This is a genomic window from Pseudomonas sp. R62 (genome assembly GCF_000257605.1).
In the GTDB taxonomy this organism is placed as follows: domain Bacteria; phylum Pseudomonadota; class Gammaproteobacteria; order Pseudomonadales; family Pseudomonadaceae; genus Aquipseudomonas; species Aquipseudomonas atacamensis.
The window spans coordinates 1426463-1440494 of sequence record NZ_JH635999.1; the positions used below are offsets into that span (position 1 = coordinate 1426463).

General features: G+C 56.8%; 12 protein-coding genes. 7 read left to right on the plus strand and 5 right to left on the minus strand.

The window, feature by feature from the left end; translation table 11 throughout:
• The 4 genes from OQK_RS24545 to OQK_RS24560 all read right to left on the minus strand — a co-directional run.
• A partial coding sequence (locus tag OQK_RS24545) for a hydrolase (RefSeq protein ID WP_016774754.1) occupies positions 1 to 664 on the minus strand: 664 nt, incomplete at its 3' end.
• 233 nt (positions 665 to 897) lie between these two features.
• A complete protein-coding gene (locus OQK_RS24550) occupies positions 898 to 1476 on the minus strand; it encodes a nuclear transport factor 2 family protein (RefSeq protein ID WP_016774755.1) in 579 nt (192 codons plus the stop codon).
• 298 nt (positions 1477 to 1774) lie between these two features.
• Positions 1775 to 3487 carry a sigma 54-interacting transcriptional regulator gene (locus OQK_RS24555; protein WP_016774756.1) on the minus strand — a complete coding sequence of 571 codons (1713 nt, stop codon included), beginning with the start codon at positions 3485 to 3487 and terminating at the stop codon, positions 1775 to 1777.
• A gap of 380 nt (positions 3488 to 3867) precedes the next feature.
• Positions 3868 to 4518 (minus strand): hydrolase, encoded by a 651-nt coding sequence (locus OQK_RS24560; protein WP_016774757.1) that lies wholly within the window; start codon positions 4516 to 4518, stop codon positions 3868 to 3870.
• Positions 4519 to 5021: 503 nt separating this feature from the next.
• Between OQK_RS24560 and OQK_RS24570 the strand changes: the two genes are divergently transcribed.
• The 7 genes from OQK_RS24570 (at position 5022) to OQK_RS24600 (ending at position 12762) form a co-directional block, all read left to right on the plus strand.
• Positions 5022 to 5918: a LysR family transcriptional regulator gene (locus OQK_RS24570; protein ID WP_016774759.1), complete on the plus strand. Its 897-nt coding sequence runs from the start codon at positions 5022 to 5024 to the stop codon at positions 5916 to 5918.
• 323 nt (positions 5919 to 6241) lie between these two features.
• Positions 6242 to 6982, plus strand: a complete 741-nt coding sequence (locus tag OQK_RS24575; RefSeq protein ID WP_016774760.1) for an SDR family NAD(P)-dependent oxidoreductase — start codon at positions 6242 to 6244, stop codon at positions 6980 to 6982.
• 95 nt (positions 6983 to 7077) lie between these two features.
• Complete coding sequence (locus OQK_RS24580) at positions 7078 to 7971, plus strand: LysR family transcriptional regulator (protein ID WP_016774761.1); 894 nt, start codon at positions 7078 to 7080, stop codon at positions 7969 to 7971.
• A gap of 185 nt (positions 7972 to 8156) precedes the next feature.
• Positions 8157 to 8675 (plus strand): sigma-70 family RNA polymerase sigma factor, encoded by a 519-nt coding sequence (locus OQK_RS24585; protein ID WP_038862146.1) that lies wholly within the window; start codon positions 8157 to 8159, stop codon positions 8673 to 8675.
• Positions 8662 to 9642 carry a DUF4880 domain-containing protein gene (locus tag OQK_RS24590; RefSeq protein ID WP_016774764.1) on the plus strand — a complete coding sequence of 327 codons (981 nt, stop codon included), beginning with the start codon at positions 8662 to 8664 and terminating at the stop codon, positions 9640 to 9642. Before OQK_RS24585 ends, OQK_RS24590 begins: the two co-directional genes overlap by 14 nt.
• A 121-nt stretch (positions 9643 to 9763) precedes the next feature.
• Positions 9764 to 12154, plus strand: coding sequence for a TonB-dependent siderophore receptor (locus OQK_RS24595; protein ID WP_038861704.1), 2391 nt, complete (start codon positions 9764 to 9766; stop codon positions 12152 to 12154).
• A 122-nt stretch (positions 12155 to 12276) separates the two neighbouring features.
• On the plus strand, positions 12277 to 12762 hold the full coding sequence (locus OQK_RS24600; RefSeq protein WP_016774766.1) for a DUF6130 family protein: 486 nt from the start codon (positions 12277 to 12279) through the stop codon (positions 12760 to 12762).
• A 58-nt stretch (positions 12763 to 12820) separates the two neighbouring features.
• On the opposite strand, the gene OQK_RS24605 is transcribed toward OQK_RS24600, so the two are convergent.
• Positions 12821 to 14032: TrkH family potassium uptake protein (locus OQK_RS24605; protein WP_038861705.1), on the minus strand; the 1212-nt coding region annotated here is incomplete at its 5' end.

The following is a 14032-nucleotide window of genomic DNA, read 5'->3' on the forward strand; positions in this document are numbered from 1 at the left end:
CGCCATGTTGCACCCGCTCAGGCGCCTTATGCACCATGGTGTAGGCATAATCCACACCCATCCCGTAGGCGCCGGAATGTTCCTGCACGATCCCCATCACGGCTTCATAGGTCTCCTTGCGCGCCCAATCCCGCTGCCATTCGAGCAGCACCTGTTGCCAGGTAACCGGTACGATACCGGCCTGAATCATGCGGTCCATGGCGTAGTTGTGCGCGTCGACCGAGGTGCCTCCCGAGGCGTCGGCAACCATATAGATTTCATAGTCTGTATCGCGCAGGCAGGACAGTGCGAAGGTCGTGTTGCAGACCTCGGTCCACAGGCCGGATACGACGATCTTCTTACGGCCGGCAATGGCGGACTCTGCCAAGGCATCACGAACGTTTTGGTCATCCCAGGAGTTCATTGAAGTACGTTCGAGGATTTTGTTCTGCGGATATACCGCTAGCAACTCAGGGTATGTATTGCCAGAGAAACCCTCGGTTTCCACAGTCGTGATGGTGGTAGGTATGCCGAACGCTTTGGCAGCCTTGGCCAACCCCACGACATTATTTTTCAGCACCTGCCGATCTATCGACTGCACACCAAAGGCCATTTGGGGCTGGTGGTCGATGAAAATCACTTGGCTGTTTTGCGGGGTCAGTATTTCTAAGTACTTGTTGGACATGGCGGATTTCCTTTGGTAAGTAGAGCAATACGAAAGCGGCGTTATGCGTGGCTGCGCAAGCAGAACGTTACCCGTCCTGGTAGTGCTAAAAGCCACTTTCCGGACGAGTTCAGGGGTGCCGAAAAGCCCCTTGAATTTACGAATGCAGCATTGTTCAGCCGCGTTCGCGGGGTTCAGTTAAATGCCCGAAAAACGCTTGCCAAGCTGCTTTTGCAAGTGCACATCATCTGCGGCTAATTCGCTCCCACCTTGAAGGGAAGTGCATCTTTGGATGTCTTCACGGTCCATGAACCGGACTGCCGGAACGAACTGGCAGACGCGTAGGTATCTTCCATGAACTGGAAATAGGTCATCTTTCCATCCTGAACTTTCGCATGGATGGAAAACGGTGATGTGAACAGATGTCCGACCGCCACGGAGCGGTAGGTGAACTTACCGAAAATCGCGACATCTTCGCCGGAAGCGATTTTGGTAGTAATCGTAAAGTCTTCGATTTTCCAGTAGTTTGAGACCTGCAAAAACAAAGAGCTAAAGGCTTTGGGACCTTTGTTTGTGCCGGTCCACGGCATGATTTTTCTGAGTTCTGGATTGTCAAAGTTTAGAGAAACATAGGTGGCGTCTGGAGCTGCCAACCTCATTGCCGCGGCTTCGACTTTATCGGGTGCGGTATTGGCCAGGAATTCCACGACAACCGCTAGTGAAGCAGCAGATTGCGCTTCAGTAGCTGACTGCGCCGACGCTGGAGTGATTGTTACTAACCATGAGGCGAGCGCCATTGCTGCAGTGATCAATTTGATGCTTCGAGTATTCATGAGCTCTCCATTTATGAGTACGATTTTGCGATTCGCGGTCATCCAACCCATGTTGCAAATTGCTACGCGTCGAAAAGCGACAATTGGTACTGGAGCAAGGGCTATGCCAATTTTATAAAACTTATATAAATCGATATTTATCAATGACATATAACTTAATGTGATGTCGCGAGTATCGGGCTCGGAGTTTATCGAAGGGCTTGTTTGATCATTTGATGAAGTCTCGGCGAGGTTTTGTTGATTTGATCAATCCAGCTCGAGCGTGGTCCACGGTGAACCGCCAGGCGGCCACGCAAAGTCACTCAAGACTCTCGTCATGCAACAAGCCGCTTTTCTTCAGGCGATAGGCCAGTGCCGGCCGGGTCAAGCCGAGCATGCGAGCGGCTTGCGAGACGTTTTGGTGTGAAAGCTCCATGGCGCGGCGCATCAGCCGTTCTTCCACAGCATCCAGGCTGATGTTTTTATCAAAGATCTGCGTAACCCAATCGGGACAAGGTTCTTCACCGCCAGCCTGAACCAACGCGCCATCAGAGTTGAGACGATCACCGTGCGAATCGTCTGTTTTTGGGAAGACTGCAAAGAGTGCATCCTGGCCTATGGTCTCGTTGCTGTCGGTCAGGATGACGCCACGCTCAATCGTATTTTCCAATTCGCGAATATTCCCCGGCCAGGCGTAGCGGCGACACAATTCAAGAGCTTTGTCTGATAAACCCAGCGTTCGCTTGTGATATTGCAAGTGAAACTTGCTTATAAAGTGCTCGGCCAGCAGTGGCAGATCTTCAAGGCGCTCGCGCAGTGGGGGAATCTGCACCGGAAACACATTCAAGCGGTAATAAAGATCGGCGCGAAACCGGCCCGCTTCGACGGCGTCGGCGAGGCTTTCATTGGTAGCAGCGATGACTCGCACATTGATCTTGCGGGTTCGGGAATCGCCTACCCGTTCCAGTTCACCCTCTTGCAGTACCCGAAGTAATGTCGCCTGCGCTCTGGGCGTCAGCTCCACCACCTCGTCTAGAAAAATCGTCCCTCCGTTGGCCCGTTCAAAGCGTCCTGGGCGGGTTTGATTGGCGCCGGTAAAAGCGCCTTTCTCAACACCAAACAATTCGGCTTCAATCAGGTCCTGAGGAATGGCAGCGCAGTTCACTGCGACAAACGCTTGCTCGGCGCGATCACTGCGCAGATGCACGCTCCGTGCGATGACCTCCTTGCCGACGCCAGTTTCTCCGAGCAGCAGGACGGAAATTTTTCCTTTGGCAGCCTTGTCGATCATCTTGCATACCTTCAAATAGGCAGGCGAGCGCCCTACTCCATAAAATTGAGCTTCCTGCTTTTCCAGGCTTCTACGCAGAGAGCTGATCTGTGATTGCAGTTCATACAGCTCCTCGATGATTGGATCGGCTTGAAAGTACTGTCTGAATTCTGCGGCGTTCTCCCATTCCTCGGCAGGTTTACCAATAATGATGCAGCGCTCGTCCCCGCATCCGCGACAGGTCGTTTCTTGGATGATGATTTCGCGTTTCATGAATGAAGAACTGTAAGCACAGGCGTAGCCCAACAAAGACCAACAAACTGGTTCCTCCATCAGGCCGACTTCAGTCAGGCAAGTCTCGACCTCAAAGGAGTCAATCCATTCGAGCTCGCAATAAAAATGGCCGCTCTCCTGATCCAGCTCTAACTGAATGGGTTTCGCATTGACCATACCTTTGAGGGAATGCAGTTGCGGGCCGACCAGAAACATCTGCAACTGCGGACTGTCTGGTCTGAGCTTGCGGGCCATTTCCGCATCCTTGAGTCCAGACTGGTAGCCAAGGCGCAAGAAGAACCCCTTGGCGCGGTCGACGCCGAGGCTATTGATGAGTTCACGGCGAAAATTAGCCATCGCCGATACCTGCATCAACAACATGCGCTGCTCGCCAAACCAGATCTTGCCTTCCGTGCTTTGAAAACGAACCTGGTCGCTCAGGTCGTGAAAGCCGGAATAGTGGAGCTCAGAGTTGTAACTGACAGCCATTGAGAGAGACCTCGATTATTGTTTTGAGCGGTCTTGATCAAGCTGTGGCGCCGAGTGAAAGCACCGAAACAATCGATCGCGATATGAAGGGATTTTAGTGCATTGCTACGCAGAGCCAGCGGGCCTCCCGATGCAAAGACATGACGGTGCACGGGCTTCGCGGGCAGATGAAGGCAGTTACCAAGCGCCAAAGTCAGCCAGGCTTAATGTTGGTGATCTGGCCCGAGCCGGCCATGTGCTGTGTTGGACTAGGTATTGGTCATTCGCAATATCCCGGCAGATTGCGAATGCACGCCTTCAGTATCGGCCGTCGATGAACGCGGGAATGGGGCGCCTCCCCGGCAAAGCGGTACTTCACTGGCCCCTCACTCCCGTGCTGATCAACCTTCAGCGGGTACCGGCGTGTCGAGCAATTGCTGCTCCCACAGATAAGCAATGCCGCTACCTGCAGCATGCTGGAGAAGCACATCGGTTACAGCGCCTGCCGTATCGAGGCGTGCCCAGTCGCGTTGCCATTCAGCCATGACTGCCAACCAGGTCATGACATTTGCCCCGGCGCCGACCATGCGTTGGATGGCGACTTGATGGGCTTCGACCGAAACGCCACCGCACGCGTCGGTGACCACGGTAACGTCCCAGCCCTCGCCTAGTGCTTGAATCGCTGGCATGGCGACGCAGACCTCAGTCCACAGGCCAGCCAGGACCAATTGCTTGCGGCCTGTTGCCTTGACCGCGTCCACTACTTTCTTGTCTTCCCAAGTATTGATGAGCGTTCGGTCAATCACCTCCTGACCGGGGAAAACGTCGGTGATTTGCGGAAAGATCCAACCGCCACGCTCGGCAATCACACTGGTCAGAATGGTCGGGACGTTAAACGCCTTCGCAGCCTTCGCCAATGCTGTCGCACAGTTGACCGCTGCGTGCGGATCGTGGCTATTGAGATTGGTGAGTTGAAAAGGCTGGTGGTCGATCAACACAACTACGGAGTCTTCTGGACGAAGAAGCGAAGCAAGACCGTTACGAAAAGCCATTAATCCATCCTCTTGTTGCCGTGGGTTGGCACGTTTATTTGCGGGATCAGTTTCCGTGCAGCGCGCCTTATGAGCGGCGATGCCTCATGCACTGTGCAGCGCCCTCAAACCTTCGGGTAGTAGCAGCGAATGACTAACTGTGTCGCGCAATGAGGAACGCCACGGTTTTTGCTGCCATTCTCTGGCGATGGCTTCACGGCTTCATGACGACGCGCCCCAGCGGTTTGCTTCGCTCCGCGAAGTCATGCGCAGCAGCCTGCGATAGGGTAAAGGCCCGTTCAATGACAACCCGTATACGCCCCCGCAATACATCCTGTAGCAGCTTGTCGACACTCGCACGCACTGCCGGCCGCTCGAAAAGTGGCCCCATGTACGCACAGATCAGGACGTCCCCGGGAACCGCTATTGGCGCCAAGGCGCGAACTCCGTAATGTGCAGTTCAGATGTACGTTCTGGTAGTCGCATTCCGTGCGTAGCTGCGTGGCAAAAAAAGGAACGTGGAAATGGATATAGAAGAGCTTGAAACCTTTGTAGAAGTGGCCGATGCCGGCGGCATTTCCCGTGCGGCAACGCGCCTGGGCACGTCGAAATCTATCGTCAGTCGCCGGCTTGCCCGCCTGGAAGCAGAGCTGGGCGTGCAACTGATGGCGCGTACCACCCGCGGTGCGGCCCTTACCGAAGCTGGGGCGACCTTCCGCGACTACGCCGCCAGAATATGCGCTGAGGCCGAGTCGGCACGCGATGCGATCTTGCCTTCCGGCGAGCTTTGTGGCCGCCTGCGGATCGCCGCGCCCCTGACTTTGGGGCCAATACATTTCGCGCCGATCCTCGCGGAAATGGCCAGGCGTCACCCACAGCTTCATGTGCAAACGAACTACACCGATCGTTTCGTTGACCTCATCGCCGAGGGGTATGACTGCGCGATACGGGTGGGCTACCTCCCCGATTCCAACATGATCGCCCGGTGTATCGGACCGATCTTTGGCCAATTGGTGGCAAGCCCCGTCTATATCAAGGCGCATGGAGCGCCCGAAACACCCGACGAAGTCGTCAGCCACCAAGCACTGATGCAAGGCAATGAATCGTGGTCATTCATGGATGGTGACACGATGGTTACGGTGCGCCCGCAGGGAACGTTCAAAGCCGACAATGGCACCGCATTGCTGGCCGCAGCTTTGGCCGGCATCGGCATTGCCTGGTTACCTGACTGGGTCACGCATGAGCATTTGGCGAGCGGCGCACTTGTAGCGATCATGACGGATTATCCGCCGCCTCCAGCAGGCGCTTATGTAGTTCGACCGCCAGGCCAGCACCCTGCGCGAAAGATAAGGGTGCTCACCGAATTGCTGCTTGAATACTGCGACCAGGCGGCACATATTCCTGAGTCGCCACAGAGCTGAAAGACCCGATTGCAAGCTCCCTTAGAGTGAGTCCTGAAAGCAAAGTATGGATATCAGGCTTACTTATTGATCCATCAGAGCTATCGCGGCTAATACGTCCAGTCCTGATCAGCGCACCCGAATATTTCTCCAAAGTTTCATTCCTCACTCGCGAATAACGCCAACACCCGGTTGGATGTTCCGATTTGTGCGACACAGTAATACAACCCACGAGACTACAAACCAAGGAACTGGATCCCTAATATCCGCCCCCGTATCGGCACGCTTGCACCATCCCTGGTGAATGCGCGCGGCCAAATAACTGCATGCCAGACAGGTGAGTAATGATCGATTTGGAAGGAAAACGTGCGTTGGTGACGGGAGGAGCTCGCGGGATCGGCGCCGCTATCGCAGTGGCACTGGCAGAGAATGGCGCCGATGTTGCGTTCACCTACCAGCAGTCGACGGAAAAAGCTGAGGCAGTGGCCAAATTCATCGCTGATAAAGGGCGTCGTGCTATCGCGATTCAAGCCGACAGTGCCAACCCGCAAGCCATTGAATGCGCAGTCGCGCAGGCCATCTCGACGCTGGGCGGCCTCGATATTCTCGTCAATAGCGCGGCTATCGGCTTGAACGGAATGATCGCCGACATTGATGTAGACGACTATCAAGCACTGATGGATATCAACGTGCGAGGCCCCGTCCTGTTCGCAAAGGCGGTCATCCCGCATCTGCCCGCTGGCGGAAGAATCATCACAATTGGCTCGGGACTGGCAGAGCGGGTGCCCTTTGCGGGTGTAACAGCCTATGCAATGTCCAAGTCGGCGTTGCTCGCATTCACCCGGGGTTTGTCACGTGAACTCGGCCCCACCGGCATAACCGTTAATCTTGTTCAGCCGGGATCGGTCGACACCGACGCAAATCCAGCCTTCGGCCCCGCCGGCGACTTTCAGCGGAGCCTGTCGTCCTTGGGACGTTTTGGCGAGCCTCGCGAGGTTGCGAGTGCGGTGGTCTATCTGGCCAGTCCTGCCGCGAGCCTGATCACTGGCGCCATCCTGACCGTGGACGGCGGTGCGACCGCTTGACTAACGCTCAGGCAGCTGTCCGCAGTGGACGGCAGCCATGGACTGTTGGTCAGGGGTTGAAACGCACTAATGGCCATTTGCAGAGGCAGGAAGCATTGGATATTGATGATCTTCGAACCTTCGTCGAGGTAGCCGACGCGGGCGGTGTTTCGTCGGCGGCCCGGCGACTGGGTGTTGCGAAATCGATAATAAGCCGCAGGCTTCTGAAGCTGGAAACCCAACTGGGTGTGCAGCTATTGGCCAGGACAACCCGTGGTGCTGCTGTCACCGAAGCGGGAGCCGCCTTGCGAGAGTATGCGGCGCGGATCGTCGCTGAGTTTGACGCGGCCAGGGACGCCATTGTTCCAGATGGAGACCTTCGAGGTCGCTTCCGGATCGCAGCACCGATCTCGTACGGCCCGACACATATTGCCCCCGTGCTTGCTGAAATGGGGCGACGCCACCCTCTCCTGCACATTCATGCAAGTTACAGCGATCGTATCGTCGATCTGATTGGCGAGGGCTTCGATTGTGCTATTCGGGTCGGCCATTTACAGAGCTCCAATTTCATCGCAAAGCGTGTGGGCAGCATTCACGGCAAACTCGTGGCAAGCCCAGGCTATGTGAGTACACATGGAGCGCCAGAGGCTCCCCACGAGATTCTTGCGCATGAATCTCTTATGCAAGGTGCGGAAACCTGGCGGTTTATGGATGGCCAAAAGTCCATCATGGTTAATCCCCAAGGGCGCTTCAAGGCTGACAATCCTGTCGCGCTCGCCGCGGCAGCCGTTGCAGGTCTGGGACTAGGGTACCTTTCTGACAGCGTCATCGACGAGCACATCAAATCTGGCGCATTGGTGTCCGTCATGCACAGATATCCCCCTGTTCCGGCGGGTATTTACATTGTTCGCCCCCAAAGCCAGCACCCTGCGCGAAAGATACGGGTGCTGACGGACATCCTGGTCGATTGGTTTGCAGATGTGAGCCCGGTCAACGTCCACTCCCTTTAGAAGGCAAGCCACTCGGGACGGCGAGCGTTCAATCGATCCAATTGCCGGACGCATCTTCCACTCGTAGTTCCTGCACAGCCATGCCATTCGCCTGCATGCAGGCGCTGAGCTGCGCATGTTTGCCTAAGATCAACCGCCTGAGTAGAATGCGATTCATTATCAATCATGTATGTCCCGGGATGCCGATGCGTAGCGACGAAACACTAGGTACTGCAGATCCAGGGCTGCTCTATCGCACCCACTTCTCGTGGTTACAGGGCTGGCTGGTCCGGCGCATCGGCTGTCGCGACAACGCCGCAGATCTGGCGCAGGACACCTTTGTGCGTGTGCTCAAACACCGCCATCAGTCCGGCGCCCTGCGCGAGCCACGTGCCTATTTGAGCAGCATCGCCCGCGGGTTGATGATTGATCAGTATCGTCGTCGCGAACTCGAACGTGCCTACCTGGAAAGCATCACCTTGCTGCCTCAACACGAGGTTCCATCGGAAGAAAGCCGGCTGATGATTCTCGATGCGCTCGAGCGCATAGACCGTCTGCTTGACTCGCTTAAACCAAGAGTTCGTCAGGCGTTTTTATTTGCCCGACTCGACGGTCTGACCTGCGCGCAAATCGCCGAAAAGCTCGGAGTTTCCCGCGCGACGGTGGAGCGCGATCTGGCTACGGCCCTGCAACATTGCTATCGCTTGCGTTATGTCGAGGCCTGAGCCCGAGGCGCTGGATCCGGCCATTGTCGAGCAGGCAATCCAATGGCTGGTGCGCCTTCGCTTCAATCAAGCCGATGAACAGACACAGCGCACGTTCGAGCACTGGCTGCAGCAGCGCCCGGAGCATGGATTGGCGTGGCAGCGTGTGGAAACGCTTGGCGATGAATTCGAAGGCGTGCCAGCTCAGCTGGCTCGACAAACCCTTAAGGGCGCCCAGCAGGGAATGCGCCGGCGGGAAAGCCTGAAGCTACTGGGCGTATTGGCGACCGTCGGCACGGCAGCCTGGCTCGGCCGCGACTACACCCCCCTGCCCTCCATGCTTGCACAGCAGCGCAGCAGCACCGGCGAGCAACGACGTTTCGAACTCGATGATGGCAGCCTTATCCAGCTCAATAGCGATAGCGCCGTCGACAGCGATTTCGACGCCCAGCGGCGCCTGATCATCCTGCGCCGTGGTGAAATCATCGTGAATGTCGGTGCGGATCAATACTCGCCGCAAGCGCGACCGTTGTGGGTGCAATCACGCGACGGGATCATGCGAGCCCATAGCTCGCGCTTTCTGGTGCGCGAGCGTGACGACGGCACTCTGGTCGCAGCTCAGGAAGGATCAGTCACGGTTTTCCCCGGTTCCGGTCAAGCGTCTGCGAGCCGCAACGTCCTGGCAGGAAATCAACTGCTGTTCACCTCAAGCGACACCCGAACGTTCAGGGACAACGGCCTTGATCTATGGGGTTGGGGTGACGGTGTGATCAGTGCGAACCATATGCGCCTTGGTGACTTCATCGCAGAGTTGTCGCGTTATCGACCAGGAGTCTTGCGCTGCGCCGAAGAGGTCGCTGATCGTCGCGTTTCCGGCACTTTCCAGCTCGCCGACAACGATCGGGTCCTGGCATTGATCGCGCAGTCACTGCGCCTGCACATTGATTACCGAACCCGTTATTGGGTCACCGTAACCGCTGCCACCTGACTCCACCCGAATATTTTTTCGCTACCTGAAAAATAATGAGGTGGTTTCTCATTCTCGTTCGACCTGTAAGGAAGGCCGGAATACAGGCCAGTCTGCCGATGTCCTTTCTTGGAGCGAGAAAATGAGTTCGTCCCCGGTTTCACAGCGCCATCCATTAAGTCGTGCCATGCACGGTGCGATTTTGGGTTTGATCGTGAGCAGCTACGCATTGCCATCGCTGGCGCAAACCTCGGGCGCTGATCACAGCAATCAAGTCAAACAGTGGAATATCGCCCCCGGGCCACTGGCGCCAGCGCTTGACCGCTTTGCGCGCGAGGCTGGTATCAGCCTTTCCTTCGACGCCTCGAGTGTGGCGAACCGCACCACGGCTGGCGTGAATGGCACGCTCGATACATCGACAGCGCTGTCATCGTTGCTGCAGGGCAGCGAATTGCAGATCGAACAGCAAGGCCCGAATGCTTACCTGCTGACCCCTCAAGCAAAAACCGCCGGCCCGCTGGAACTCGACGCAACGGCTGTTGAGGACTACCGCCTCGCCCCGCTCATCATCAATGCCAAGGTCCGGGTCAGTGCCGACGACGACGCCAACTCGGTGGTTGCCAAGGAGCTCTGGGTGGGCGGCAAGGTGGCCACCAGCATTCTCAATACACCGGCATCGGTGTCGGTGGTGACCAACAAGGAAATGCAGCAACGCAGCGTCAGCACCACGGAAGAAGCGCTGCAATACACGCCGGGCGTGGTCAGCGACTTTTATGGTACGGACGATCGCAACGACTATTTCCAGATCCGCGGCTTCCAGGCCACCACCTACCGTGACGGCTTGACCCTCAGCTCAATGCGCGGCGTACGCGAAGATCCGTTCGCCTATGAGCGCATCGAGATTCTGCGGGGCGCCAACTCCACCCTGTTTGGCCCTGCGGACCCGGGCGGTTCGGTGAATTTCGTGACCAAACAGCCGCGCTTCGAGAAGTTTGGCCAAGGCTATGTGACCTACGGTTCGTTTGACCATGTCGAGACAGGCATCGATGTCGGCGATGCGCTGAACGACGAGAAAACCCTGGCCGGCCGTTTTACTGCCAAAGGCCAGAACAGCGATCGCGAGTACGATCATTCGCAGGACGACAACCAGTTGTTTATGGGTGGCCTGACCTGGGCACCGACGGATTACACGTCGGCCACGATGATTCTGGACTACCTGAAAACTGAAAGTTCTCCCAACAGCGGCGGCTATCCACTGGATCGGGAATACGACCGCAGCAAGTTTTATGGCGAGCCCAGCTACAACTTCCACGATGTCGAGCGCACCAGCCTCAGCGGTAACGTCACCCATGATTTCGACAACGGTTTCGTACTGCGCAGCAATCTGCGTTACAGCAAGTTGACCGATGATTTCGGCTACGTGTACCTCAGCGACAGCGCCGCACGTGTCGGTACTAGCGTCGATCGGTACCTGTTTGGAACCGACACTGAAGCCGACCAGTTCAACGGCAATCTGATGCTGCAATACGATGCCCGCTTCGAGAACATCGACAGCAGCAGCCTGGTGGGCGTGGAATACCTCGATTCGACCACCAAGGAAAGCTCGGTCTACGCCCTGACGACCCCGATCGATATTGCCAACCCCGTGTTTACTGGCGTTCCACGCTCAATCGCGCCGTATGCCGTCAACAAGCGAGACGCGACCACCAAGGCCGTCTTCCTTCAGCAGAACCTGTCGTTCTACGAGCGTTTCATCGTCACCGGGGGCGTGCGCAACGACTCGATGGACCTGACCAGCAAAGGCTTGCAATCCACTGAGAAAGACACCTTCTCCGAAACCTCCTACCGAGGTGCGTTGACCTATATCGTCAACGATGAGGTGTCCACCTACGTGAGCATGGTCGAATCCGTCTCGCCGCCGCAGGTTGGCGTGACACCGCAGACAGGCAGGCAGTACGAAGTGGGCGTGAAGTATGCGCCGATGGGAATGGATGCACTGTTCTCCGCCGCCGTGTATGACCTGACCCAGGAAAACGTCACCATCGCCGTGGTGCTGCCGAGCGGCATCATCGAGCAGCAGACAGTGGGCGAATCGCGGGCGCGTGGCCTCGACCTGGAGGCCAAGGCGCAGGTGACGCAAAACCTGAGCCTGATCGGTGGTTATTCCTACATGGAGTCCGAGGTACTGCGCGGTTCGTTGTACGACGGCAGCTCGCTGAAGGGTAACGAATTCGCCACGGCACCCAAGCATTCAGCTTCGCTGTGGAGTTACTACGACGTACCCGCCACTGATGTCAGCGTAGGCCTGGGTGCGCGCTACGTCGGCGCTTATTACTTCGATGCAGCCAACTCCGGCAAAAGCGATGGCACTACCCTGTTCGACGCCGCCTTCAACTACAAGATCGCCAAGGGCACCGACCTGGCCGTGAACGTCAGCAACCTGCTGGACGAGCAGCACGTGGTCGGCTCCGGCACCGCGAACTTCTACAACCCGGGTCGCGAGATTACCGCCAAGCTGAGCTACAACTGGTAAGCAGACGGGTAAGCATTTTTCCCCATAAAGAAAACGGTGCCCGCGTTACCGCGAGCACCGTTAACTACGGGCAATACCCAGCTTGATCTACGCTTGAATGAAATCACGCGGAGAAACAGATCATGTCCCTCGCTCCCGGAAGTCTATTGGCCCTGGCTTTGGGTGTCTGCTTTTGCACATCCGTACTTGGACAAGGGGCAGCAGACAGCGATTCTCCACCGGCGATACTGCCCTTGGCATCCGAGAGTGCGCCGAGACTCATTGCCTACCCGCCGCTTGCCGAGCCGCTCGCCCGTGGAGTGGTCATCATCCAGTTTCGAACAGAGCACGCCAGGATCATGCCGGTTTTTGGCAAGGTGGCTGCGCAGGTATCACCACGCTTAGGTCACCTTCACGTGACCGTCGATGACTGGAAAGGTACGTGGGCGCACACCAGTGAAGACCCGATTATCCTGGTCGGGCTAACGCCCGGTCCTCACAAGGTTCTCATGGAAGTGGCCGACCCGACGCACCAGATCATCACCAGTACGACAGTGAGTTTTACAGTACCGGAGAAGAAACCGATGGACGCTCCCCGTACTGACGATCATCACGCGGTAAAACCATGACCGCCGTGCTATCACCGTAACAGGCAATGATCGGCGTCTCTGCCAACGACTGCCTGGCTCAATATCTCCAGAAGACCGGGGTCACGAGCACCAACACCGTCAGGATTTCCAACCTGCCTAGCAGCATGCCAACGGTGAGCAGCCATTTGGCTGCATCCGGCAGTGACGAGAAATTACCTGCCGGCCCGATGATTGTGCCCAGGCCGGGGCCGACGTTACACACCGCCGTCGCGGCACCGCTCAGGGCGGTAATCCAATCAAGCCCGATCAGCGCCAGGCCCAATGCGATGGCGGCAATCGTGATGGTGAAAAAAAACGAGAAGGTCAGCAGCGAGCGGACGATTTCCTCATCGATGGGATGACCATTGTATTTTTTCTGAATCACGGCTCGGGGATGGATCAACTGCTTCAAGCTGCTGACCAGAAGCGCGGCAGCCACCTGAAAACGGAAGATTTTCAGCCCGCCTGCCGTTGAGCCGGAGCAGCCACCGACGAAGGTCAGATAGAAAAACAGCAACACAGCGAAGCTGCCCCACAAGGTGTAGTCGCCAACCGCAATTCCGGTGGTCGTGACCACCGAGGTCACATTGACCGCAACGATACGAAACGCGTCCCACCATCCGTAGTCGCTGTGAAAATACAGCCAGGTACCTACTGCCAACGATGTGACCAGCAAGAATCCAATAAACCCGCGTACCTGGTGGTCCTTGATCAGCGCACGCCGATTGCCCCGGCAGGTTGCGACGTACAAGGTGAATGGCAGGCTGCCCAGGATCATGATGACTACCGCCACCCAGTGAATTGCTGGCTGCTCCCAGTGCCCGAGGGAGGAGTCCGACGTCGAGAACCCGCCGGTGGAGATCAACGACATTGCGTGGTTGATCGCTTCGAATGGGGTCATTCCTGCGAGCCAGAGCGCCAAAGTGCCGACACCCGTCAGGCCCAGATAGAGCAAAAGGATGTACTTGGCTGCGACATGAGAACGTGGTGTCACTTTCTCCGACCAGTCCGAGGACTCTGTCTGGAAAAGACGCATGCCGCCGACTCGCAAGAGCGGAAGAATCGCGACAGCCATGCCGATAAAACCGATGCCGCCTAACCAATGCAGCATGGAACGCCAGATCAACAAGCCGGGAGAGGCGCTATCCAGACCGGTGAGTACCGTCGAGCCAGTGGTTGTGATGCCCGACATCGTTTCAAAGAACGCATCGGTGTAGCTGATATCGCTGATGAAAACCATGGGTAACGCTGCGAAGGCGCACACAACAAC

What these genes read in the sequence shown, in the direction of transcription:
- OQK_RS24570 (WP_016774759.1), top strand. Translation starts at nt 5,022, where the DNA reads ATGGATATAGAAGAGCTTGAAACCTTTGTAGAAGTGGCCGATGCCGGC.
- OQK_RS24590 (WP_016774764.1), top strand. Translation starts at nt 8,662, where the DNA reads ATGTCGAGGCCTGAGCCCGAGGCGCTGGATCCGGCCATTGTCGAGCAG.
- OQK_RS24595 (WP_038861704.1), top strand. Translation starts at nt 9,764, where the DNA reads ATGAGTTCGTCCCCGGTTTCACAGCGCCATCCATTAAGTCGTGCCATG.
- OQK_RS24560 (WP_016774757.1), bottom strand. Translation starts at nt 4,518, where the DNA reads ATGGCTTTTCGTAACGGTCTTGCTTCGCTTCTTCGTCCAGAAGACTCC.
- OQK_RS24600 (WP_016774766.1), top strand. Translation starts at nt 12,277, where the DNA reads ATGTCCCTCGCTCCCGGAAGTCTATTGGCCCTGGCTTTGGGTGTCTGC.
- OQK_RS24555 (WP_016774756.1), bottom strand. Translation starts at nt 3,487, where the DNA reads ATGGCTGTCAGTTACAACTCTGAGCTCCACTATTCCGGCTTTCACGAC.
- OQK_RS24550 (WP_016774755.1), bottom strand. Translation starts at nt 1,476, where the DNA reads ATGAATACTCGAAGCATCAAATTGATCACTGCAGCAATGGCGCTCGCC.
- OQK_RS24585 (WP_038862146.1), top strand. Translation starts at nt 8,157, where the DNA reads ATGCGTAGCGACGAAACACTAGGTACTGCAGATCCAGGGCTGCTCTAT.
- OQK_RS24575 (WP_016774760.1), top strand. Translation starts at nt 6,242, where the DNA reads ATGATCGATTTGGAAGGAAAACGTGCGTTGGTGACGGGAGGAGCTCGC.